Here is a 22,367-nt window from a genome sequence, read left to right on the forward strand (position 1 = left end):
CGCTGTTCTATTCGGGCCTTGCCGAACCACGGCATAAGGCGTACATGGACATCCACTTCCCTCCCCATCTACAAGCACAGATCGACCGTATGCGGCGCAACGGACTGGGCGATCTCCTGTGGCGCAGCGCGGCGCGCACGCCGCATAAAACCGCCATCGTCTACAAGGAATTGCGCCAGTCCTTCGCCGAACTAGACGAAACGGTGAACCGTGTCGCCAACGCACTCGCCCTGCGCGGCGTGTGCAAGGACGAGCGGGTCGCGTTGCTGTCCCACAACAATCCTTCGTGGTGTTGCATCTCGCCCTGGCGCGGCTGGGCGCGATCCTGGTGCCGGTCAACTTCATGCTCACCGCAGTCGAAGTCAGCTACATCCTGGGTCACGCCGAGGCGAAAGGATTGATCGTCGAAGACGTGCTGCTGCCAGTGGCCGAGGAAGCGCTTCGAATGAGTGACCGGCCGGTGCCAGTACGCGGCGTGATCGTCGAGCAGGGGGTGGCCATTCCTGCCGGCTGGGAAGACACGGCCGGTTGGCTGCGACACAATGACAACTGCCGTCCCGAGGTACCCGTTGGTGACGACGAGCCGATCCAGATCCTCTACACGAGCGGCACCGAGTCGCGTCCAAAGGGGGCCACGTTGTCCTCGCGCAACCTGCTGGCCCAGTACAGCAGCTGCATTGCTGACGGCGACATGGACAGCGATGATATCGAGGTGCATGCGCTGCCCCTGTTCCACTGCGCCCAGATGCACTGCTTCCTGATGCCCGATCTCTATCTGGGCGCGACCAGCATCCTGCTGCCCGGGGCCAATCCCGCCGCCATCCTGGAAGCGGTCGAGCGGGAAGGGGCCACCAAGCTCTTCTGTCCGCCCACGGTATGGATCTCGCTGTTGCGGCACCCGGATTTCGACCGATGCAACCTGTCGACACTGCGCAAGGGTTACTTCGGCGCCTCGATCATGCCGATGGAGATCATCAAGGAATTGGCCGAGCGCCTGCCCGGCATGGCCCTGTACAACTTCTACGGCCAGACCGAGATGTCGCCGGTTGCCACCGTACTCAAGCCGGACGACCAGCTGCGCAAGCTGGGGTCGGCGGGGCGGCCTTGCCTGAACGTGGAGACGCAGATCATGGACGATGACGACCGGATGCTACCGCCGGGCCAGGTGGGTGAAATCGTCCATCGTGGCCCCCATGTCATGCTGGGCTACTGGAACGATCCGGAGAAAACCGCCGAGGCATTCCGCAACGGCTGGTTCCACAGCGGCGATCTGGGCACGATGGATGCGGAGGGCTATCTTCGGGTAGTGGACCGCAAGAAAGACATGATCAAGAGCGGCGGCGAGAATGTGGCTAGCCGCGAGGTGGAAGAAACAATCTACCAACACCCCGCGGTCGCAGAGGTGGCCGTCTTCGGTATTGCCGATCCTCGCTGGATCGAGGTTGTTACTGCTGCGGTCGTTCTGCGGGAAGGCGCGGCCTTGACAGCGGAAGAACTCACCGGGTTCTGCCGAAAGCACCTCGCTGGTTTTAAAACACCCAAGCACATTATCTTTGTCGATTCCCTGCCCAGGAATGCCAGTGGAAAAATATTAAAGCGTGAATTGAGGGCACTGTACGGAAATTCGTGAAAGTGCTGAGCAGTCCCCAATGCGTCATTCCGGCGAACGCCGGAATCCAGGAAAATGACCAAGCGGGTACCGATCCTGGATCAGTTCCGGGGTGAACTTCATTTCCCGGTGAAACGGACTTAATCAGTGTTAAGCGATTTATTGACATTCATGAATTGAAAAAACGTGAATGTATCTGACTGGTGGCTTTTCAAGATCGTCCCAGATGGTTAGCGGCACGGTATCCAAATACCAAGCTGGGCCCTATGGTGCCGCCGGCTCCCGCATAGGCTCGCCCCAGGGCAGCAGATGAATTATTGCCAATGCAGTAAAGGCCTGAAATTGGCTCTCCGGTGATACTGATTACCTGAGCATCATCCGTAATGGATGGCCCGCCTTTTGTCCCAGTATCGCTGGGCATTACCTTGATGGCGTAAAACGGTCCTTTTTCAATTGGAATCAGGCAAGGATTGGGCTTAACACGCTTATTGGACCAGTAGCGATCATGGAGATTGTTTCCCCGACCAAAATCAGGGTCTACTCCGCTCCTGGCATATTCGTTATTCCTGCGTATGGAGTCTGCCAAGCCCAAGGGATCAATTCCTATCTGAGCAGCCAGGCCCTCAAGGGTATCGCTCTTGAAGAAAATGTCTCCGCGCCATGCATTGGGTACCTTGGCATCCGGAAATACTATTGCAGGTAAGAACGGTCCCATGGGAGAGTCCATGCGAAACCGGGCGTCAAAAATAATCCATGCAGGGATGCAGCCACCGGTATCCCGATGGTTTTCACACATGGCGGCCTGGAATCGATCATAAGAAATCGCCTCATCAACAAAACGCTTTCCCTGCTTGTTAACTGCAATGAAGCCGCCCAAACCACGTTCGCAAAAAATTGGCTGCTGGCCTTGGGGCACATGGGGATTGGGTACCGAAGGCGTACCCCACACCTGATCCATGTTTTCCAGCTTTGCGCCAATCATCGCGGCGGCCTTGATGGTATCTCCGGTGTTGAGATCAGGAGGAGTCGATGACCATTCCATCCGGCTTGGTTGCGGTAGATACTGATCACGCATGCCTTGATTGCGATCAAATCCGCCTGCAGCAAGCACGACTCCCTTGTGAGTATGGATTGTGATTTGCTTTCCTTCGCGACTTGCAACGACTCCTTTGACCTGACCATCTTCTTGAACAAGGGACACCATTGGACAATTGAGCCAAAGGGGGATGTCACGCATCAGCATGGAATGGCGAAGCGAGCCGATCAGGGCATTACCTAAACATAGCCGTCGATCCCGACGAGTCTTCAGGCGCCAGGGGAAATCAAGATAGTAGCGCCCCAGGGTTTTGAGTGTTACCCATAACCAGCCAGACCCTTTGGTGGCCAATGTTACGGATTCGGAGACTGTCATGCTCTTGCCCATCAGGGTCAGGCAGGGATGAGGATCCCGCAAATGGCTTAACTCGTTGCCTAGTCGCTCTGCATCAAAGGGAAGTGGTTCCATGCTTCTCCCGCCGGGGGCCGCACCGGGCATCTCTTGGTAATAGTCCGGATACATCAGACAGGCCTGATAACGAGTAGAGGTTTTGTTGTTAAGGTAACGGACCATTTCTCCTGCGCTTTCAAGATAGGCGCGAACCTTGCCGTCTGACGTGGTTTCTCCCACTGCGGCCTTAAGGTATGCATAGGCCGAATCGTAGTCGTCATGAATCTGATCGTTCAGCGGTACGCGTATAACGACATCCTCATCGTGATAGACATCCTGGTAAAGCATATGGATCACGTCTATGGGCTGCAAGTACTTCTTATAGAGTGGAGTCTGTCTGAAAATCAGTCCCCGACGGTAAGGCCCAATTCCGGTCTTTGGCTTGCTGAAGAGAAAAAACTCCCAAATCAGTCCCAAGGCCACCAGGATGCCCATAACAAGGAATACTCCATGGATGCCTACGATATAACGGATCGGAGCGACCACCACGGGGTTGAGGAAGTCACCCAGATAGACGGCGGAATAAAACAAGCCCCCGGCCCGTGCCCGCATTTTCTCCGGAGCATGATCGAGCAAGAGATACAACAAATGGGGCAGGAGTACACCGCTACCCACGCCGGCGATTGCCGAGCCGACTGCGGTAAAGGGTGCACCGCTGGTGCAGCTAATGAAAATGTATCCAACCGCCATCAGGAACAAGCCCGTCCTGAACGTCCACTTGGCGCCGATCACTGATCGCACCCATCCATAGGCCCAGGAACTGCTCGCATTGGCAACAGCACTGGCCGGCCACTCCTGGTGCCGTCCATCCCTGAGGACAAGGGCGAAGGTGACATCGGGCCCACCCTGACCCCCGAGGAAGGCGCAGCGATGGGGCGGCCCTTCATGCAGCCCACTTCCAGGCTTCATTACAAGGAAGCCACCGAGGAGGATCTGGCCTGGGTCTGTGAGCAGTTCGCGGATGCCACCGAGCGGGCCAGGAAGGCTGGCATCGACGCAGTGGAACTGCATGCGGCCCATGGCTACCTGATTTCCAATTTTCTGTCTCCATCCACCAATCACCGCACCGACCGCTATGGCGGTAGCCTGGAAAACCGTGCCCGCTTGCTGGTGGAGGTGATACAGGCGATCCGGGCGCGGGTGGGCCGTGACTATCCGGTCTGGATTCGTCTCGACGGCGTTGAGTTCCTCAAGAACGAGGGCATCACCAGCCTCGATGCTTGCGCTGCTGCCCGGCTGGCCGAAGCGGCCGGGGTCGATGCCATCAATGTCAGCTCCTACGCCGATCCCAACCGGGGAGTGGGATTCTCGGAAGCTCATGCCACCCATATCCCCTGCAAGTTCGTGCCCTATGCGGCGGCGATCAAGCAGGCGGTGAACATTCCCGTGATCACCGCCGGCCGTATCGAACCGGAGATTGCCAATGAGTTGCTACTGGAAGGGAAGGTGGATTTCATCAACATGGGGCGCAAGCTGCTGGCTGACCCTGACCTGCCCAACAAGCTGATGCATGGGCGGCCGGAGACCATCCGCCCATGCATCTACTGCTATACCTGCATCAGCCAGATTTTTGTGGGCAGCCATGTCCGTTGCGCGGTGAATGCGACGACGGCCTTCGAACGCGAATGCGCCGTGATAGCCACCGACAAGCCCCGGCGGGTGCTGGTCGTCGGTGGTGGCCCGGGGGGCATGGAGACGGCTCGGGTGGCGGCCCTGCGGGGCCATGACGTGACTCTCTGTGAGCAGGGCTCCAGCCTGGGCGGCACCGTGCTGTTCTCCGCCATCAGTTATCCCCCCAACGGGCGGCTGGTTTCCTATCTGGAGCAGTCATTGCGTGACCTGCCGGTCAAGGTGCATCTCAATACCCGCGCCGACGAGGCCTGGATACGCCGGCACAATCCGGATGTGGTGGTGGTTGCCACCGGGGCGCGGCGGGATTCCCTGCCCATCCAGGGGGCCGACCTGCCCCATGTGCTGACCGGTGATTCCATGCGGGCGATGATGGGGGCCGGCAGCGGCCCCGCTCCGGGAGGCCTGTCGCCCCTGGCCAAGGTACTCGTCGGCATCGGCCGGATGCTGGGCGTGACCCGCTCACCCAAGCTGGTGGAGAAAGCCAGCCACTATTGGCTGCCCTTCGGCAGGAACATCGTCATCTACGGTGGCGGACTGGTCGGCATCGAGCTGGCCGAGTTCCTGGCCGAGCGCGGGCGCAATGTCACAGTGCTGGAGGAGAGCGGCTTGTTTGGCACCCAGTTGATGCTGGTTCGGCGCTGGCGTGCCTTTTACGAATGCGACCGGCTCGGGGTTGCCCGGATCGCCAACGTCAAGGACGTCGTCATCGAACCGGATCGCGTCCGCTATGTCGGCAAGGGAGGACAGGAACGCTCCATTCCCGCTGATCACATCATTCTGGCCGCCGGCGCGGAAGCAGACATGAGCTTCGCCGACAGCATCCGCAAGGCCGGGTTCAACGTCAAGACCGTCGGCGACTGCCAGTCCATTGGATACATCGAGGGCGCCATCCGCAACGGCCATGCCGTGGCCCGTGAAATCTAGGATTTCACAGATCAATTCATCATTCCGGCATTGGCCGGAATGACGACGGACAGGAGTGCGTCAGCAGTTTTCCAAGCCCGGTAAAGCCTATGTTCCACTGCCATTCATCAGCGCGTTGCCTGAAATGGATCCTTGCCATTGTCGTCATTGTTGCCCTGGGGGCCTTGGGGCTGTTTCGGATGCCATCCCTGGGTCAATGGAAGGGAACGGCGCCGGTCGCGGCGGATGGGAGCTCCCCTGACTGGAGCGCCTACGGTGGTGATCTGTCTGGGCGTCGTTATTCCCCCCTGACGCAGATTCATGGCGGGAATGTCGGTGAACTCCAGGCGGTCTGGCAGTACCGCACCGGCGACGGTCCCGCACAGAAGCGGGAACCCAGCAATCTTCCAGCCTTCGAGGCGACCCCTCTCAAGATCGACGATTCCCTGTATTTCTGCACCCCCACCAATGTGGTGATTTCCCTGGATGCGGAGACCGGCAGGGAGCGCTGGCGCTTCAATCCCGAGACCGATACCCGGGGCCACTATCTGGTCACCTGTCGTGGTGTTTCCTATCATCGCCAGGAAGTACAGGCAGGGCATTGCACCCGGCGGATACTGGCGGGCACCATCGATGGCCGATTGCTGGCTCTCGACGCCGATGACGGCAAGCCCTGCGCCGACTTCGGCCGTAATGGACAGGTCTCGTTGAGGGGAGGCCAGGAGCCGATCAAGCCCGGTTTCTTCAGCATCACCTCGCCGCCCAACGTGGTCGGCGGCGTCGCCATCGTCGGGGGTCTGGTGCTGGACAATCAGTCCGTCGATGTGCCCTCGGGAGTGGTTCGGGCCTACGATGTCATTACTGGTCAACTGCGCTGGGCCTGGGATTCCGCCCGGGAGCAGAATCCCGTTCCGGCCGGGCAGCCCTACGGTCGGGGCTCTCCCAACGCCTGGGGCGTGTTCTCAGCCGATCCCGCTCTGGGCCTGGTTTTCGTGCCGACGGGCAACCGCTCCCCGGACTATTTTGGCGGCCATCGCACCCCGGCCGAGGACAGTCACGCCAGCGCCGTGGTGGCCATCGAGGTTGCCACCGGCAAGACTCGCTGGGTGTTCCAGACGGTGCACCACGATATCTGGGACTACGACGTGGCGTCCCAGCCGGTGCTGGTGGACATGAATGTTGCCGGTAGCCCGGTACCCGCCCTGGTTCAGGCCACCAAGCAAGGACAGGTTTTCGTCCTCGACCGGCGTGACGGCAAGCCCATCTACCGGGTCGAGGAACGGCCCGTGCCCCGGGGCACGGTGCCCGGTGACCGTGCCTCCGCGACCCAGCCCTTCTCGGTGGAAATGCCGGCCCTGCACCCGCTACGCCTCAGCGAAGACGACATGTGGGGCCTGACGCCCTTCGATCGGGCCTGGTGCCGTACTGAATTCAAGAAGCACCGCCATGAAGGATTGTTCACGCCGCCTTCCTTGCAAGGAACAGTGAATTACCCCAGTAACCTGGGTGCGAGCAACTGGGGCAGCGTGGCCATTGATCCCCGGCGCGGAATACTCATCGCCAACACCAATCGCATTGCCTCGGTAGTAACCATGATTCCCCGGGAGGAAATGAATCGCCGCATTGCGGCGGGAGAGTTCGCCCACTCACCATCGGAAGGCACGCCTTACATGGCCGACGCCAGACCCTTTCTTTCGCCTCTCGGCATACCTTGTACCCGCCCCCCCTGGGGTGTCCTGACAGCCATTGACCTGGACAAGAGGACCGTACTCTGGGAGCGCCCCCTGGGAACTACAAGAGATTTGGCGCCTCTGCCAATTCCCTTGAATTGGGGGGTGCCCAATGCTGGAGGATCGCTCATAACGGGAGGGGGGCTGGTATTCATTGGCGCAGCCGCTGACGATTACCTCAGAGCGTTTTCCGTGGAAAGCGGTGACGAGATATGGCGTGCTCGCCTACCCGCAGGCGGGCAGGCGACACCAATGACATATTTGGACAGGAATGGCAGGCAATACGTGGTCATTGCTGCTGGTGGCCATGCGCATCTGGGTTCAACCCTGGGCGATTACATAGTTGCATTCGCCATTGCCCCCAAACACAAGAGAAATGCCGCCAAGTAGGTCAACGTCGGGGAGCCCGCTGAGGATGATCAGCGTTCCGCATCCCCGTCTTTCTGAACGCAACATTCCTTTACCGCTTGTGGAGATATAAATGAAATTCGCACTGGCAGCTTCCGGGATGGACAACTACCCGCCCGCAATGGCGCCTTGGGAGCCGAAATCCGGCAGCGCCGAGATTTTGCGCTTTGCCCAGAAGGCCGATAGCCTGACCTGGGACTGGCTGACCATTCCCGAGCACGTGATGATGCCCAACGACATGGTTCAGCACATGGGCACCCGCTTCGTCGAGGGGATTTCGGCGGCGGCCGTGCTGATGGGCGCCACCCAGCGCATCCACATGATGACCTACATCCTGGCGCTGCCCTATCGCCATCCCCTGCTGCTGGCCAAGCAGATCGCCACCATGGAATTCATTGCCGGCGGCCGCTTCACCCTGGGGACGGCCGTGGGCCACCTGGAGAAGGAATTCGAGGCGCTGAACGTGCCTTTCGAGCAGCGGGGCAAGATCACCGACGAATACATCCAGGTGTTGAAGCAGGCCTGGACTTCGGATACGCCGGCCTTCGACGGCGAGTTCGTCAAGTTCAAGGACGTGGTGATCGAGCCCAAGCCGGTGCAGAAGCCCCATCCCCCGATCTTCATCGGCGGCAATTCCAAGCCCGCGATGCGGCGCGCTGCCCAACTGGGCGACGGCTGGATCCCCTGGCTGGTGACGGCGGAGAACCTGCCCGAGTGCATCCAGTACATGAAGAGCCTGCCTGAATATCAGGAGAAGGCGGATCGCTTCGAGATCCTGGTGACCACCACGGCCTATGCCCAGGACGATCATCATGTCGCCTATGGCGAGACCAATATTGCGGGTGATCGGGACGGCGTGCTGCGGGAGATCGAGGGACTGAAAAAGGCCGGTGCCACCTCCGTTCAGGTGCGTCCGCCCAAGGTGGAGACCTTCGAGCAGTGCCTGGAATGGATCGAGTGGTTTGATAGGGAAATCATTCCACAATTTCGCTAACAATCATATTCACCACTACTGAAGCATCAACGTATTCCGTTGAGGCTGAAGGGGGGTGGCAAGTAGAGGGCGCCAGTAACGCATGCCCGGCGGTCGGATACTATGCCAAAAGCCGCGCAAAACGATGCCAAAATGGGCGCACACTTACAATTTGGCTCGCATAATGTCCACAGACCCTAATGTTTTGACGGGGGAGGGCTTGCTAGCTTGTTGATTTTATTGGTCCGCCCGAAGGGAATCGAACCCCTAACCCCCGGCTTAGAAGGCCGGTGCTCTATCCGGTTGAGCTACGGGCGGTTCGTGATGGGGATGAGCGCAGTGTCCTGGTCGGGGTGGAGGGATTCGAACCCCCGACATCTTGCTCCCAAAGCAAGCGCGCTACCGGACTGCGCTACACCCCGAAGCGGACGGATTCTATAGGTCAGCTGTCCGCTGGTCAAATTTGCCTTGCTGCCATACCCGATCAGTGTGGGTCAGCCTTTTTCCGCTCCCCATGCTTCCAGAAAGGCTGGCTTCTCGCCGCCACCGTGAATCAGCAGATCCACTCCGCTGACATATTGGGCCAGAGGGGAAGCGACAAACAGGCAGGCATTGGCGATGTCTTCCGGATTGGCCATGCGCCCCATGGGGATCGTGGCATTGACCGCCGCGACACCCGCTTCGTCACCGCTGTAAAGACGATCTGTTTCCTCGGTGCGTACCAGTCCCGGGCTGATGGAGACCGTCCGGACTTTTGGGGCCCATTCGAATGCCAGTGTCTTCACCAGATGCACGATGCCGGCCTTGGCGGCACTGTAGGCCGCCACTCCGGGGGAGGGGCGATGGGCAGCAATGCTGCCGATGAAGACGATGACGCCGCCGCTGTCCTGTTGCTGCATGATCGTATTGGCTTTTTGTGCAATATGCAGGGGGGCGATCAGATTGAGGCGGATGATGCTTTCATGGAAACGGGGCGAGGCCGTAGCGGCGTCGGTGGGCGGGGCGCCACCCGCATTGTTGACGACCACGTCTAACCGCCCATGGCGTTCCACGATTTTCGCAAAAAGGTCGTTGACGGCATCGACGTCACGGACGTCGAGGGAAAGAAATTCAGCGTTGTTGTTGTCGTGGCAGGGGAGTGTTTCCGGCGCATTTCGGCCACATATCACCACGGTGGCACCGGCCTTGAGAAAACTTTCCGCAAAGGTTCGGCCAATGCCCTTGGTGCCGCCGGTGACGAGCACCACCTTGCCGCGATAGTCGAATGTATCGGTCATGTTCAATTGTTGGGGTTGCGCCGCCAGGCGCAATGGGGCGCCAGCGGCATGAAATAGTTCATTTCAGGGCTTGCTTGGCGTGATGTATCCATAGCCGCGCCAGATCGCCGCTGCCATCGGTGCCTTGTACGGTGCTAAAGGTCGCGATGGCCTTGTCCTTCTGGTTGGCCTGAAGATAGGCGATGCCGAGGTGGAGCCTGGCGTGATCTGGGGACTTCACGCCACCCATTTGCAGGCCCTGTTCCATCATGGCAATTCCCTTCTCCGTATTGCCGTGGGTGACATAATTGAAGCCGACATTGACGAGAATGGTGCCGTCCTTGGCCTTCGCTGCCTTCTTTTCATCCGTGGCAAGTGTCTTCTGATCGGCGGCTGTGGCCTTGGTAGCCTTGTCGCGCAGGGCCAAGTGGCTCTTGGCGTCGGTGCCCGTGCCCAGAACATTCTGGGCAAAGCCCTCTTCGATGATCTTGCGGGCCTCGGCTGGGAAATAGTCCAGCGCTGACTGGGCCAGATTCATGTAGTCACCGGGCCCCCGCACATTGCCGGTAGCCAGGCGTAGCCGACCGGCATCCAGCCCGAGGCTGCTGGTGAAGTTGGGCTTGCTGGCAATTTGATTGATCAGGTCGGCCCAGCGCTCCTTGGTTGGGTAGTAAACAACCAGTTTTTCCAGAGCGTTGGCGTAGCCGGGGAAATCCTTTTGCTTCAGATAGCAGTTGGCCAGGATGTTGAGTTGAGTTTCCGCCGGTGTCTTACCTGCAGATTCGTCAGCAGCAATCACAGTGAGAATTTTTTGGGCACTGGCGGGATAGTCTCCCGCCAGAAAAAGGGCTTGCCCGTGAATGGTATGCATATCCTGGTCGGTACCGCCTTCTTTGAAATAGGTATCAAACCATTTGGCGGAAGCGGGAAAATTCTGTGCCTTGTAATGAAGAATCGCTGTCTGTTGGATGAATTTTCCCCGCTCTGCTGGAGCTACACGTCCTGAATTCAGAACTGTTTCGAAGGACCTGGCCGCGATTGGGTAGTCCCCCACACCACTGGCGGCAACTCCACGTAATTGCGCCAGCAAAAAACTTTCGAAATCATTTGGCTCCGGGATGGCCTCCGCTTCCTTGAGCTTGCTCAGAGCTTCCTCGTATTTTTGCGTTTTGATCAGTTCTTGAGCGGCAAGGAGGGGTTTCTGAATTTCAGGGCGCAGGGTATCGGCACTATGACTTGGGATGCTCAATCCCAGGGTGGCGCAGACCAGGAGTACTTGAAGGAGACGGGAAATTTTCATTTCGTGAGTCCTGTTAATCAGTGAAAAAAGCGAGTGCATAAAGAGCATAAACGTTGGCGGACAATAAAGGTTTCGTTTCCGCCTGGCCTACAAGCACTTTCCAAACCGTGGTCGCGTTATTCCACGCCAAGGTAGAACGGCCCGGCGGCGCAGAAGACGCCGACGGGCCGCTGGTGACATCCAAAGCAGCGATGTCGTGACTACATGAACTGTTCGCCGCCGACGATACCGATCTTGGTGACGCCGAGACGCTGGGCGGTGGCCATGATCATGGCGACGACCTTGTACTGGGCGGCGCGATCGGGCCGGAGGTGGATCTCGGGGATTTCCGGTTCGGTGAGCATCTGGCGGAAGGTTACCTCCAGGGTCGAGCGATCCGGGATCACCGTGTCGTTCCAGTGGATGGTTCCATCCGCATCCACGTTCAGCTTGACGATGATCGGCGGCTTGTCCACCTTCGGCGGCGTATTCACCGGCATGTTGATCTTCACCGCGTGGGTCTGGATCGGGATGGTGATGATCAGCATGATGAGGAGCACCAGCATCACGTCGATCAGCGGGGTGGTGTTGATATCCACCACCACATCCAGGTCCTTCCCGCTACTGGAGCCTACGTTCATTCCCATGTCTGCAAATTCCTTTCGGGGCGCATCAGCCGCCCTGATTGACCGGCTCGGTAATGAAGCCAATCTTCACGATGCCGGCTCGCTGACAGGCCACCACCACCTTGCCCACCCCTTCGTAGTCACCAAACTGGTCGCCACGGATGTGCACCTCCGGCTGCGGTACCTGGACCGCCACTTCCTTCAGCCGGGTCAGCAACTCGGTGGTATTCACCGGGGAGGTGTTCCAGTAGATGTTGGCATTGCGGTCGACGGCAATCACCACATTCTCCGGCTTGGTCTGCGTCGCGATATTGCGTTCGTTCGGCAGTTGCACCTGAATGGACTGGGTCACCACCGGAATGGTGATCAGGAAGATGATCAGCAGCACCAGCATCACATCCACCAACGGGGTGGTGTTGATTGCCGACACCACCTCGTCTTCGTCACTCCCCTCCGCGGGACCGACGTTCATGGACATTGTCAGGCACCCTTCTTGGTCTTGTTGCCGCCGCTGATCAGCACCATGTGCAGGTCGGCGCCAAAGGCCTTGACCATGTCCATGCCGATCTTGTTGCGGCGCACCAGCCAGTTGTAGCCGAGCACGGCGGGCACGGCGACGGCCAGGCCGATGGCGGTCATGATCAGCGCTTCACCCACGGGGCCAGCCACCTTGTCGATGGAGGCCTGGCCGGCGATACCGATGGCGGTCAGGGCGTGATAGATGCCCCAGACGGTACCGAACAGGCCGACGAAGGGGGCGGTGGAGCCGACGGTGGCCAGGAAGGCCAGGCCACCCTGCATGCGGTTGGCCACGCCTTCCACGGCGCGCTGGATCGACATCGTTACCCATTCGTTGAGGTCGATCTGTTCGACCATGGTGCCTTCGTGGTGCGTCGCCGCCTTGACGCCGTTTTCCGCAATGAAGCGGAACGCGGAGTCATCGGCCATTTCACTGAGACCCGACTGGACCGAACCGGCCCGCCAGAAGGCTTCGTTGGCGGCCTTGCCCTGCTTCAGCAGCTTGGCCTGCTCAATGTACTTGGCGATGCCAATGTACCAGGTCCCCATGGACATGATGACCAGGGTGATCAGCACGGTCTTGGCCACGAAGTCACCCTGCATCCAGAGGGCTTCCAGGCCATAGGGGTTATCCACGGTGGCCTTTTCCGTCACGGCGGCGGGTGCGGCCGGTTCGGCAGCAGCGGCCGGGGTGGTGGCTGCGGGTGTCTCCTCGGCATGGGCCGTGGACATCAACAGGGGAACAGTGGCTGTGCTGGCGATCAGCACGGCCGCGATGAATGCAGTAAACCGGTTAGTCATGGACACGTCTCCTCCGACTGAATTAACAAACTACTTGATGTGATGAACGAAGCTATCTGATGGGCGCCGCTAGTTCTGGAGCCTGAAGGTGTATTTCATTTTTGCCCAGGCCTGCTCGGGCTTGCCATCCGTGGTGCCTGGCTTGAACTGGCAGCGCCCCAATGCATCCAGCGCGGCCTTGTCCAGGCGATCGAAACCGCTTGATCCGTCAACCTTGCCTTGAATGACACGACCATCCAGGCCAATCAGGAAGTTCAGCACCACCGTGCCTTCCTCCTCCAGTCGCTTGGAAGCGGCCGGGTAATCAGGCTTGGTACAGGAACTGGCGCTGACCACCGGCGGCACATGCACAGCCGGAGCCGGCGGCGCTTCCGTCTTGGGTTGCGCTACGGTGATGGTCGGTCCCGTGGACACGGTGGCCGGCGGCAATGCCACTTCAGGCATCGGCACTTCCGGCGGCGGTGGCGGCGGGGGAGCGTTCTTCGGCGGTGGGGGCGGCGGCTTGTCCGGTGGCGGCTTCTTCGGATCGTCAATGACGTTCACGTCAAAGGGATCCCGGATCACATCAACCACCGCCCGGTGCAGGCCAGTGACCAACGCATATCCAACACCCATGTGAAGCAATACCACCAGACCGATGCTCGTCATCCTTCTTGACGCGTTTTTCTGGGGCTGAAAATACATCCCTTCTCCTCGGAAAATTTTTTCTGGCGCTTGTTTGTGGTCTGAGTGCAGCGTCTTGTGTTCCCTGATGCATTTCTCAGCACCCGGGCTGCGCCTTGACTGGCGTCAATTCTGAGACTTGACGCTAGATATCCGACTACCAACATCGTTGGCGATTATATAGTGGAACAGCTTGTTTGTTATCGCCTATCGTCTAACCATTAGGGTGCAGTCACAACCGACGTGGGCATGTTCTGCGCTGAATCTGCCCACGTTGGTCCGGTAGTCTATCTGGACCTTTGGGCTGACTCATGGCAACGAACATGCCTTCGAGGTCATCGGGCAAAGTCTAACGGCTATACTAGCTGGCAGTGGATCATATCCGGCCGATTGGGTCTCATTTTTGGACGGGGATGATCATCCAGGCAACTCGTGGTGGAGGGATTAATCGCCGAGGCCCAATCATGGATGTCCGGCCTGTCTAGTCAACATGGCCCGGATGCGACCAACGTCAGTGATGGTGACGTGTTTATGCTGGACGCTGATTATTCCCAACTCCTGGAAGTGGGAGAATGTGCGACTGACAGTTTCAAGCTTGAGCCCCAGATAGGAGCCAATCTCCTCCCTAGTCATGCGCAGATGAAAGTCCAGGGGGGAGTACCCACGGGCCAGAAATCGCTGGGACAGATTAAGCAGGAACGCCGCCAGACGCTCCTCGGCGCGCATGGTGCCCAGTAGCAGCATTACCCCATGATCCCGCACGATTTCCCGGCTCATGATCCGATGCAGATGCCTTTGCAACGTCGGAATTTCACTAGTGAGCTGTTCCAGTTGGGTAAAGGGGACGGCGCAGACCTCGCTATCTTCTAGGGCGATGGAGTTGCATGTATGGATCCCACTACCGATGCCATCCAGACCGATCAACTCGCCGGCCATCTGGAATCCGGTCACCTGATATCTGCCGTCCTCCAGGAGCGCATCATTCTTGAAAAAGCCGGTTTTGACCGCATATATCATCGCGAAAGGCGCCCCAGCTCTATACAGGTATTGCCCCCGCTTGATTTTTCGACGTGTCTCGATCAATGCGTCAAGGCGTGTTATCTCGATTTCCGATAATTCGACCGGCAGGCATAACTCCCTCAGATTGCACTGGGAGCAGACGGTACCGAGGTGTAGTAGATCGGAAGGAGTGGTTCTTGCTGGTATGCTGGAAGGCATGGCAATCAGGAATTGATTTGCGTCAATACGATTATCAGCATTTCACGGCATCCTGCATCATTCGTCGGACTCTGACCATGCAATTCCAAGAATTCATTTTTGACCCGCAACTTATCAAGCGGTTTGATGTAAACGGCCCCCGTTACACGTCCTATCCTACCGCCGACCGATTCGTCGAGGCATTCAACGCGGACAGCTACAAATCCTGGCTTGGGCGCAGAACGGTGGAGGGCGCCTGCCGACCTTTGTCATTATACGTTCACCTTCCCTTCTGCAATACCATCTGTTATTACTGCGCCTGCAACAAGATCATAACCAAGGATCATGGTCGTTCTGCCAAGTACATCAAGTACCTGGGGCGTGAGTTGGCGATGCAGGCCGAGGCCCTTGAGGGCGGGCGGGATGTGGTGCAACTTCATTGGGGTGGTGGGACACCCACCTTTCTCTCCAATGAGGAAATGACCCGGCTGATGGAGTTGATCCGTAGTCATTTCCATCTATTGCCCAACGGTGAGTATTCGATTGAGGTCGATCCTCGCAAGGTGGATCGGGAGACGGTTAAGCTGCTGGCAGAACTGGGCTTTAATCGCATGAGTATCGGGGTACAGGATTTCGAGCCGGCAGTGCAGAAGGCGGTCAATCGTATCCAGTCCCTGGACGAGACCCGTCTGGTCATGGACTCGGCTCGGGAATTCGGTTTCCACTCGATTTCGATGGACCTGATCTATGGTCTGCCCAAGCAAAACGTGATCAGCTTCAACCATACTTTGGATGAAGTGCTCAAACTCTCGCCGGATCGTCTGTCCATCTACAACTACGCGCACCTGCCCGGATTGATGAAACCCCAGCGGCGGATACAAGAGTCGGATCTGCCTTCGCCGGACGCCAAGTTACAGATCTTGCAACTGGCGATCCGCCGCCTGACCGAGGCGGGTTACGTCTTCATCGGCATGGACCACTTCGCCAAGCCCGAGGATGAACTGGCAGTAGCCCAGCGTGGTGGCCGCTTGCATCGCAACTTTCAGGGCTACTCGACCCACGCTGAGGCCGACCTTTTGGCCTTCGGGGTTTCCGCCATCGGCAAGGTCGGCCCGACCTACTGCCAGAATGTGCGAACCTTGGACGAGTACTACGACAGCCTGGATCGGGGTGTGCTGCCCGTGATGCGTGGCATCGAGCTGACGGCGGATGATCTGCTGCGCCGTTCCATCATCCAGGCCCTGATGTGTCAGTTCCAGATACCCATCGAATCCATTGAGATCGCCCACCTGATCGACTTCAAGTCCTATTTCGCCGACGAACTCGCCGATCTGCGGGAGATGGAGCAGGCCGAACTGCTCGAAATCAGCGACCAATGGATCACGGTGCTGCCCAAGGGGCGCATGCTGGCGCGCAACATCGCCATGGTGTTCGATCGCTACCTGCGGTCGGGGCGCGAAAAAACCCGGTACTCCAAGGTTATCTGAGTTCTGTCGGCGGCGGTATGGCTCCTGCTATGCTCGCTGCTCCTACTCGGATGAGACCTCGCCGTGCCTGATACAGGTTATATCGCCGTCCTCCTGATCGGCCTCATGGGCGGTGCCCATTGTGCCGGCATGTGTGGCGGCATCGTTTCCGCCCTGACGATCCAGCTTCCTGGCCAGCGTCCGGCCTGGTCCTTGCACCTGGCCTACAACCTGGGGCGGATCACCAGTTATGGGGTGGCGGGGGCGATCATGGGCGCCATCGGCAGTATCGGCCTGTTGATGAATGACCTGCTGCCGGTCCAGATGGCTCTCTACGTGGTGGCCAATCTGATGTTGATTGCCATGGGACTTTACCTCACCGGATTGACGGCGGCGCTGTCCTTCACCGAGCGGGCCGGTCAGCATCTGTGGCGTCACCTGCAACCTCTGACTCGCCGCTTCCTGCCGGCGCGTTCCGTCGCCCAGGCCTATCCCTTGGGCCTGCTCTGGGGCTGGCTGCCCTGCGGCCTGGTCTATAGCGTATTGACCGCAGCCCTGCTCTCGGGCTCATCCCCGCGGGGGGCGGCCATCATGCTGATATTCGGCCTGGGCACCCTGCCCAACCTGCTGTTGGCGGGGTTGCTGCTGGCCCGGTTCCGCCGCCTCGCGCAATCGCGCCGGGTACGGATGGGTTCGGGGATGCTGGTGCTGGCCTTTGGCGCCTACGGCCTGCTCAATGCCTCGACCTTGGGGGGGCGGCTGTGGCAGGGCATCGTCTGCCACGTGTGAAACAGGAGCTGTCCATGCAAACCGCTACCCTGGAACTGGCCCTGACCGGCATGACCTGCGCCAACTGTGCGGCCCGGGTGGAAAAGACGCTGAATGACCTGCCAGGGGTCGAGGCCGTGGTCAATTTCGCCAGTGAAAAGGCCCACGTCCGCTACCGGCCGGAGCTGGTGGCTCTGGCGGACCTGATCGCCGCTGTGGAAAGCCTTGGGCGTTATCACGCCAGCCTGTCCGATGCGAACAGTAGGGAAGACGAGAAGACGCGGCGACTCGCCCTCTACCGTGAAGAGCTGCGGCGTTTCTGGATTTCCGCCTTACTGACCCTGCCCCTGGTGGCCCAGATGTTTTTCATGTTTGCTGCGGGCGCCGACCATGGGGACTGGCTGCCCCGCTGGCTACAACTGCTGCTGGCCACGCCGGTGCAGTTCTGGATCGGTGGCCGCTTTTATCTGGGGGCCTATCATGCACTGCGGGGCGGGGGCGGCAACATGGATGTGCTGGTGGCTCTGGGTACCTCCATGGCCTGGGTCTACAGCGCGGTGGTCACCCTGGCCGGTCTGGATCATCAGCATGTCTATTTCGAGGCATCCGCAGTCATCATTACCCTGGTGCTGCTGGGCAAGATTCTGGAGGCCCGGGCCAAGGCGCGAAGTTCCTCGGCCATCGAGGCCCTGATCAAACTCCAGCCCCAGACCGCTCAGGTGGAGCGGGGTGGGCAGTGGGTGGAAACCCCGGTTACTCAGATGATTCCCGGCGACATCTTCCTGGTGCGTCCCGGGGACAGGGTGCCGGTGGATGGCGAGGTGCTGGAGGGTGATTCCCACCTGGACGAGGCCATGCTGACCGGGGAGAGCCATCCCGTTGCCAAGGGAGCGGGGGATCGAGTCTATGCGGCCACGGTCAATGGTGCCGGCTTGCTGCGTTGCCGGGCTACCGGTGTCGGGGCACAGACCCTGCTGGCCGGCATCATCCGTCTGGTGGAAGCAGCCCAGGGCTCCAAGGCACCCATCCAGCGTCTGGCCGACAGGGTCGCGGGTATCTTCGTACCCGTGGTCTGCTTGATCGCTCTGGTCACCTTCCTTGGCTGGTGGCTGGGCGCCGGTGATTTTTCCGCCGCCCTGATCAACGCGGTGGCGGTGCTGGTGATTGCCTGCCCCTGTGCCCTGGGGCTGGCAACGCCCACCGCCATCATGGTGGGAACCGGCCTGGGCGCCCAGGCCGGCATCCTGATTCGCAATGCGGAAGCCCTGGAACTGGCTGGCCGCCTTAAGACCCTGGCGGTGGACAAGACCGGTACCCTGACCCAGGGCCAGCCGGCAGTAACCGAAGTTTTGCCCTTTACCGAGCTGAGCGCCGATCAAGTGCTCACCCTTGGCGCCAGTCTGGAACAGGCATCCAGTCATCCGCTGGCCAGTGCTATCGTTGCCCATGGGAAGCAGGCGGGTCTGGTTTTTGCCATGCCGGCTCAGGTGGAGAATCTGCCAGGACGGGGTCTGCGCGGCGAAGTGGAAGGTATGCCACTGATGGCCGGCTCCCCGGCCTGGCTGGTGGAACAGGGTATCGCCGTGGACGAAGCTCAGGTGGCGGCCCTGTCGATGACGGGATGTTCGGTCGTGGTGGTGGTCCGGGCGGGAATCGCCATTGGCCTGATCGGTATCGCCGATCCCCTGCGCTCAGGTTCATCCCGGGCCGTTGAGCGTCTTAATTCCCTGGGCCTGGAGGTGGTGATGCTGACCGGCGACAATGCCGCCACGGCGGCAGCCGTCGCCCGCCAGGCGGGGATAGCCCACTATCAGGCCGGAATCCTGCCGGGAGACAAGGCGGCGGCTGTGGACCGGCTCAAGGAAGCGGACGCTGTCGTCGGTATGGTGGGAGACGGCATCAATGATGCGCCGGCCCTGGCCAGCGCCGATGTCAGCTTCGCCATGGGCGCTGGCTCGGATGTGGCCCTGGAGGCGGCCGACGTGACCCTGATGCGGAACGACCTGAACAGCGTGGTGGATGCCATTGTGCTGTCCCGGGCGACCCTGGCGAAGATCCGCCAGAACCTGTTCTTCGCTTTCATCTACAACATTCTGGGATTGCCCCTGGCGGCACTGGGCCTGCTCAACCCGGTGATCGCCGGGGCTGCAATGGCCATGAGTTCCGTCTCGGTGGTCAGCAATTCCCTGCTGCTGCGGCGCTGGCGCCCCGGCAAGAGCTGAGCGCTTCAGTTGTTTTCGGCGGGGACGATGCCGTGCTCCACGGCATACACTGCTGCCTGTACTCGGCTGGTCAGATTGAGCTTGCGCAGGATGCTTTGCACATGGATCTTGACCGTGCTTTCGGCCACGTCCAGGAGCCGGGCGATTTCCTTGTTGCTTTCCCCCCGCGCCAGACAGCCCAGAATCTCCTTTTCCCGGGGGGAGAGGCGTTCGCTATCCGGTTTGCCAATGGGTTCTGAGGGGGATCCCTGTTCCCGGGTCTTGATGGACTGGCGCACGCCGTGGATCAGCTTGCTCATCATCTGCTGAGCCACCACCGATTCACCCTCGGCGGCGCGACGAATGGCATCCACCAGAAATTCGGTTTCCACGTTCTTGAGTAAATAGCCGGAAGCCCCGGCCCGCAGGGTCTGCAACAAATCTTCCTCGTCCTCGGACACGGTGAGCATCAGCACCCGTGCTTCCGGCACGTCCTCGCTGATGATGCGTACTGCCTCCAGGCCCGACATACCCGGCATGTGCAGGTCCAGCAGCACCACTTCGGGCTTGAGGGTCTTGGCCCGCTTGACTCCCTCCAGGCCGTCTCCCGCCTCGCCGATGACTTCGAATTCCTCGTGGCGCTGGAGCAGGGATTTCAATCCGCTGCGAAAAAGCGTGTGGTCGTCGACGATCAGGACACGAATGGGATGCATGGTTTCTCGATTTAGCGTGAAAAAGCATCAACGGAGCCGAGTGTGACTGTCGAGCGCAGTGAGCCGATGGGTAGCCCCGCCCCGGGGTGGGGATGGGCGGCGTTATTTTGGCGTATTTTCATCCTCGGGGGTGGTGCTGGCGACCATGCGCGTCAGGTGGGCCTGGCGGTGATGGGCGGCAGGCTGAGAGTCACCGTGGTGCCCTGGCCCGGGGCCGAATGCACTTGGCAGGTGCCACCGATGCGCTGGGCACGTTCCTGCATGATTTTCAGGCCCACATGCTGATGTTCCGTCAAGGTGTCGGTCTCGCCTTCCGGCGAGAAGCCTTGGCCATCATCCTGAATGATGACGGTGAGTTTTTCCGGCTGACGTTCCAGGCGGACCCACAGTTTTTTCGCGCCCGAATGCTTGCGGGCATTGGACAGGGCTTCCTGGATGATGTGCAGGGCCTGGGACTCCTCGTCGTGGGGCAGGGACAGGCCCTTGCCGCTGATCACCAGGCTGGTGGCGATACCGCTCTGGGCCTCCAGTTTCTTCAGGGCCTTGGTGATGGCACTTTCCAGGCCCTCGTGCTCCACACGAGTGCGAAAATGCACCAGCAGTTCCCGTACATCGTCGTAACTCTCCTGTACGCCTTCACGAATCCGTTCCAGGGCTTCCTGGGCTTCTTCCTGCTTGCCCTGCCGTAAGGACTCGTCCATCAACTGGATCTGGATATTGAGGAAAGCCAGGCCCTGAGCAATGGAATCATGCAGTTCCTGGGCCAACAGGTTGCGCTCCCCGGCCACTGCCAGTTCCTTTTCACTGGCCTGGAGACGCTGGTTCTCCACGGCCACGGCCAGGTTCTGGCCCAGGGTTTCGAGCAGATGGCGCTCGGAGGGCGCCAAGGACCGAAGGGTGCGGAACATCAGGGTATAGACGCCGATGACCCGTCGGTCGTAGACGATGGAAAAGGCCGCCACTGTCTGAATGCCTTCCTGCTTGCAATTGGTCAGGGGCTGCCTGGCGGACGCCTCGCCGATGGTCGCCTCGATACTGCCGTCGATGGTGACGGCTTCCCCGCAGATGCATTCGCCGCATTGCAAAGTAGCCTCCTGCTGGATGAATTCGCTGGAGACTCCCTCATGGGCGAGGAGGTAGAGCTCCTGGTCCTTCTCGGCATAGAGCCTGAGGGTGCCGCCATCGGCGGCGATGGCCCGCATGGTTCGATGCAGGAAACCGTTGCAGAGAGCCTCGGTGGACATGGGCTCATTGAGGAAAGCCGTGATCTCGTAGAGGGTCGATAGCTCCTGGTTCTTTTCCGCCAGACTCTGGGTCTTGCTTTCAACCCGCTCTTCCAGTGTCTGATAGAGATCCTGCAAGTGATTAGCCATCAGATTGAAGCCCTCGGCCAGTTGCCCGAACTCATCATTGGAGTTTACCTGGAGACGAACGGAAAAATCCTCGGCCGTCATGCGTCGGATGCCTTCCTGGAGCTCCCGCATCGGCCTGACGATGAGCGTAAAGGAATAGGCGATCAATATACAGGTACCAACGATGGCCAGCAGCACCAGCATGATCTGATAAGCCCGCAGCAGGTTGGTGCTGTCGGAATAATTGCGCTCCATCAGATCGATAAGCTGGTTGATTTCCCTGATGAAAGATTCGGCCCGCAGGGCATATTCCTGGACGATGGCATGGCGCCGGCTGGTGTCCTTGATGGTCAGGAATTCCCTTACCAGGGGGCGGACCTGGCTGCGCCAACGATCATGGAGGTCTACGGCAGCATGGTGGATGCCCAGTTGTTCGGGCAGGAACATTGGGCGATTCGAATCTCCGGCCTCCAGGGCTTTTTGCACCCGTTCCAGGCGTTCGATCTCGGTGGCGGCTTCCACCTCGGTGACGGCGGGCAGACGCTGATCGATGGCTGACAGTAGGTAGGCCAGACGCTGAGTGCGCATGCGCTGGCTGCCCATGTCGTTGATGGCAGCGGCGACACCCTCCAAGCGCCAGGAGACGTGAAGGGTGAGGCCGATTCCCACCAGTGCGATCAGGAAAAAAATCCCGAGGATGCCGAAAATCTTGGTCGATAGACTTAATTTATTCGCCATCATCATATTCAGTCCCGGGATGAGGCCACGCCTTCCGGGTGTGGCCC

General features: G+C 59.7%; 16 protein-coding genes, 2 tRNA genes and 1 pseudogene. 7 read left to right on the top strand and 12 right to left on the bottom strand.

Features of this window, described 5'->3' with window-relative positions; all coding sequences use genetic code 11:
• Positions 1–89: 89 nt before the first annotated feature.
• A pseudogene (locus DENOEST_RS03685) lies at positions 90–1,630 on the top strand (acyl-CoA synthetase).
• Between the two features lie 190 nt (positions 1,631–1,820).
• Here the strand turns inward: DENOEST_RS03685 and DENOEST_RS03690 are convergent.
• On the bottom strand, positions 1,821–4,004 hold the full coding sequence (locus tag DENOEST_RS03690) for an MFS transporter (protein ID WP_269475900.1): 2,184 nt from the start codon (positions 4,002–4,004) through the stop codon (positions 1,821–1,823).
• Between DENOEST_RS03690 and DENOEST_RS03695 the strand changes: the two genes are divergently transcribed.
• The 3 genes from DENOEST_RS03695 to DENOEST_RS03705 all read left to right on the top strand — a co-directional run bounded on the left by DENOEST_RS03695 (position 3,894) and on the right by DENOEST_RS03705 (position 8,762).
• Positions 3,894–5,651 (top strand): oxidoreductase, encoded by a 1,758-nt coding sequence (locus DENOEST_RS03695; protein ID WP_170228138.1) that lies wholly within the window; start codon positions 3,894–3,896, stop codon positions 5,649–5,651. The genes DENOEST_RS03690 and DENOEST_RS03695 overlap by 111 nt on opposite strands.
• A gap of 179 nt (positions 5,652–5,830) precedes the next feature.
• Positions 5,831–7,750, top strand: coding sequence for a pyrroloquinoline quinone-dependent dehydrogenase (locus DENOEST_RS03700; protein WP_170228139.1), 1,920 nt, complete (start codon positions 5,831–5,833; stop codon positions 7,748–7,750).
• 91 nt (positions 7,751–7,841) lie between these two features.
• Positions 7,842–8,762 (top strand): TIGR03619 family F420-dependent LLM class oxidoreductase, encoded by a 921-nt coding sequence (locus tag DENOEST_RS03705; RefSeq protein ID WP_145770059.1) that lies wholly within the window; start codon positions 7,842–7,844, stop codon positions 8,760–8,762.
• 220 nt (positions 8,763–8,982) lie between these two features.
• On the opposite strand, the gene DENOEST_RS03710 is transcribed toward DENOEST_RS03705, so the two are convergent.
• From DENOEST_RS03710 to fnr, 9 genes are all read right to left on the bottom strand, one after another.
• Positions 8,983–9,059 (bottom strand) — tRNA-Arg (locus tag DENOEST_RS03710).
• Between the two features lie 27 nt (positions 9,060–9,086).
• Positions 9,087–9,163 (bottom strand) — tRNA-Pro (locus tag DENOEST_RS03715).
• Between the two features lie 72 nt (positions 9,164–9,235).
• Positions 9,236–10,018, bottom strand: a complete 783-nt coding sequence (locus tag DENOEST_RS03720; RefSeq protein ID WP_145770060.1) for an SDR family oxidoreductase — start codon at positions 10,016–10,018, stop codon at positions 9,236–9,238.
• 58 nt (positions 10,019–10,076) lie between these two features.
• A complete protein-coding gene (locus tag DENOEST_RS03725; RefSeq protein WP_183148197.1) occupies positions 10,077–11,297 on the bottom strand; it encodes a tetratricopeptide repeat protein in 1,221 nt (406 codons plus the stop codon).
• A 200-nt stretch (positions 11,298–11,497) separates the two neighbouring features.
• A complete protein-coding gene (locus DENOEST_RS03730) occupies positions 11,498–11,923 on the bottom strand; it encodes an ExbD/TolR family protein (RefSeq protein WP_145770062.1) in 426 nt (141 codons plus the stop codon).
• A 25-nt stretch (positions 11,924–11,948) separates the two neighbouring features.
• On the bottom strand, positions 11,949–12,374 hold the full coding sequence (locus tag DENOEST_RS03735) for an ExbD/TolR family protein (protein WP_197970509.1): 426 nt from the start codon (positions 12,372–12,374) through the stop codon (positions 11,949–11,951).
• 8 nt (positions 12,375–12,382) lie between these two features.
• Positions 12,383–13,222: a MotA/TolQ/ExbB proton channel family protein gene (locus tag DENOEST_RS03740; RefSeq protein ID WP_183148198.1), complete on the bottom strand. Its 840-nt coding sequence runs from the start codon at positions 13,220–13,222 to the stop codon at positions 12,383–12,385.
• A gap of 69 nt (positions 13,223–13,291) precedes the next feature.
• Positions 13,292–13,870 carry an energy transducer TonB gene (locus DENOEST_RS03745; protein WP_197970510.1) on the bottom strand — a complete coding sequence of 193 codons (579 nt, stop codon included), beginning with the start codon at positions 13,868–13,870 and terminating at the stop codon, positions 13,292–13,294.
• Between the two features lie 477 nt (positions 13,871–14,347).
• The gene (gene fnr / locus DENOEST_RS03750) at positions 14,348–15,103 is read right to left on the bottom strand and encodes a fumarate/nitrate reduction transcriptional regulator Fnr (RefSeq protein ID WP_145771761.1); all 756 of its coding nucleotides are present in this window, start codon (positions 15,101–15,103) and stop codon (positions 14,348–14,350) included.
• A gap of 77 nt (positions 15,104–15,180) precedes the next feature.
• Between fnr and hemN the strand changes: the two genes are divergently transcribed.
• The 3 genes from hemN to DENOEST_RS03765 all read left to right on the top strand — a co-directional run bounded on the left by hemN (position 15,181) and on the right by DENOEST_RS03765 (position 19,538).
• On the top strand, positions 15,181–16,569 hold the full coding sequence (gene hemN / locus DENOEST_RS03755; RefSeq protein ID WP_145771762.1) for an oxygen-independent coproporphyrinogen III oxidase: 1,389 nt from the start codon (positions 15,181–15,183) through the stop codon (positions 16,567–16,569).
• Positions 16,570–16,632: 63 nt separating this feature from the next.
• Positions 16,633–17,337 carry a sulfite exporter TauE/SafE family protein gene (locus tag DENOEST_RS03760; RefSeq protein ID WP_145771763.1) on the top strand — a complete coding sequence of 235 codons (705 nt, stop codon included), beginning with the start codon at positions 16,633–16,635 and terminating at the stop codon, positions 17,335–17,337.
• Positions 17,338–17,351: 14 nt separating this feature from the next.
• A complete protein-coding gene (locus DENOEST_RS03765) occupies positions 17,352–19,538 on the top strand; it encodes a heavy metal translocating P-type ATPase (RefSeq protein WP_145771764.1) in 2,187 nt (728 codons plus the stop codon).
• A 5-nt stretch (positions 19,539–19,543) separates the two neighbouring features.
• Here the strand turns inward: DENOEST_RS03765 and DENOEST_RS03770 are convergent, their stop codons facing one another.
• Both DENOEST_RS03770 and DENOEST_RS03775 read right to left on the bottom strand, forming a co-directional pair.
• On the bottom strand, positions 19,544–20,230 hold the full coding sequence (locus DENOEST_RS03770; protein WP_145771765.1) for a response regulator: 687 nt from the start codon (positions 20,228–20,230) through the stop codon (positions 19,544–19,546).
• 152 nt (positions 20,231–20,382) lie between these two features.
• A complete protein-coding gene (locus DENOEST_RS03775) occupies positions 20,383–22,326 on the bottom strand; it encodes an ATP-binding protein (RefSeq protein ID WP_145771766.1) in 1,944 nt (647 codons plus the stop codon).
• Between the last annotated feature and the right edge of the window lie 41 nt (positions 22,327–22,367).

Origin of the sequence: Denitratisoma oestradiolicum (genome assembly GCF_902813185.1) — a bacterium.
Taxonomy (GTDB): domain Bacteria; phylum Pseudomonadota; class Gammaproteobacteria; order Burkholderiales; family Rhodocyclaceae; genus Denitratisoma; species Denitratisoma oestradiolicum.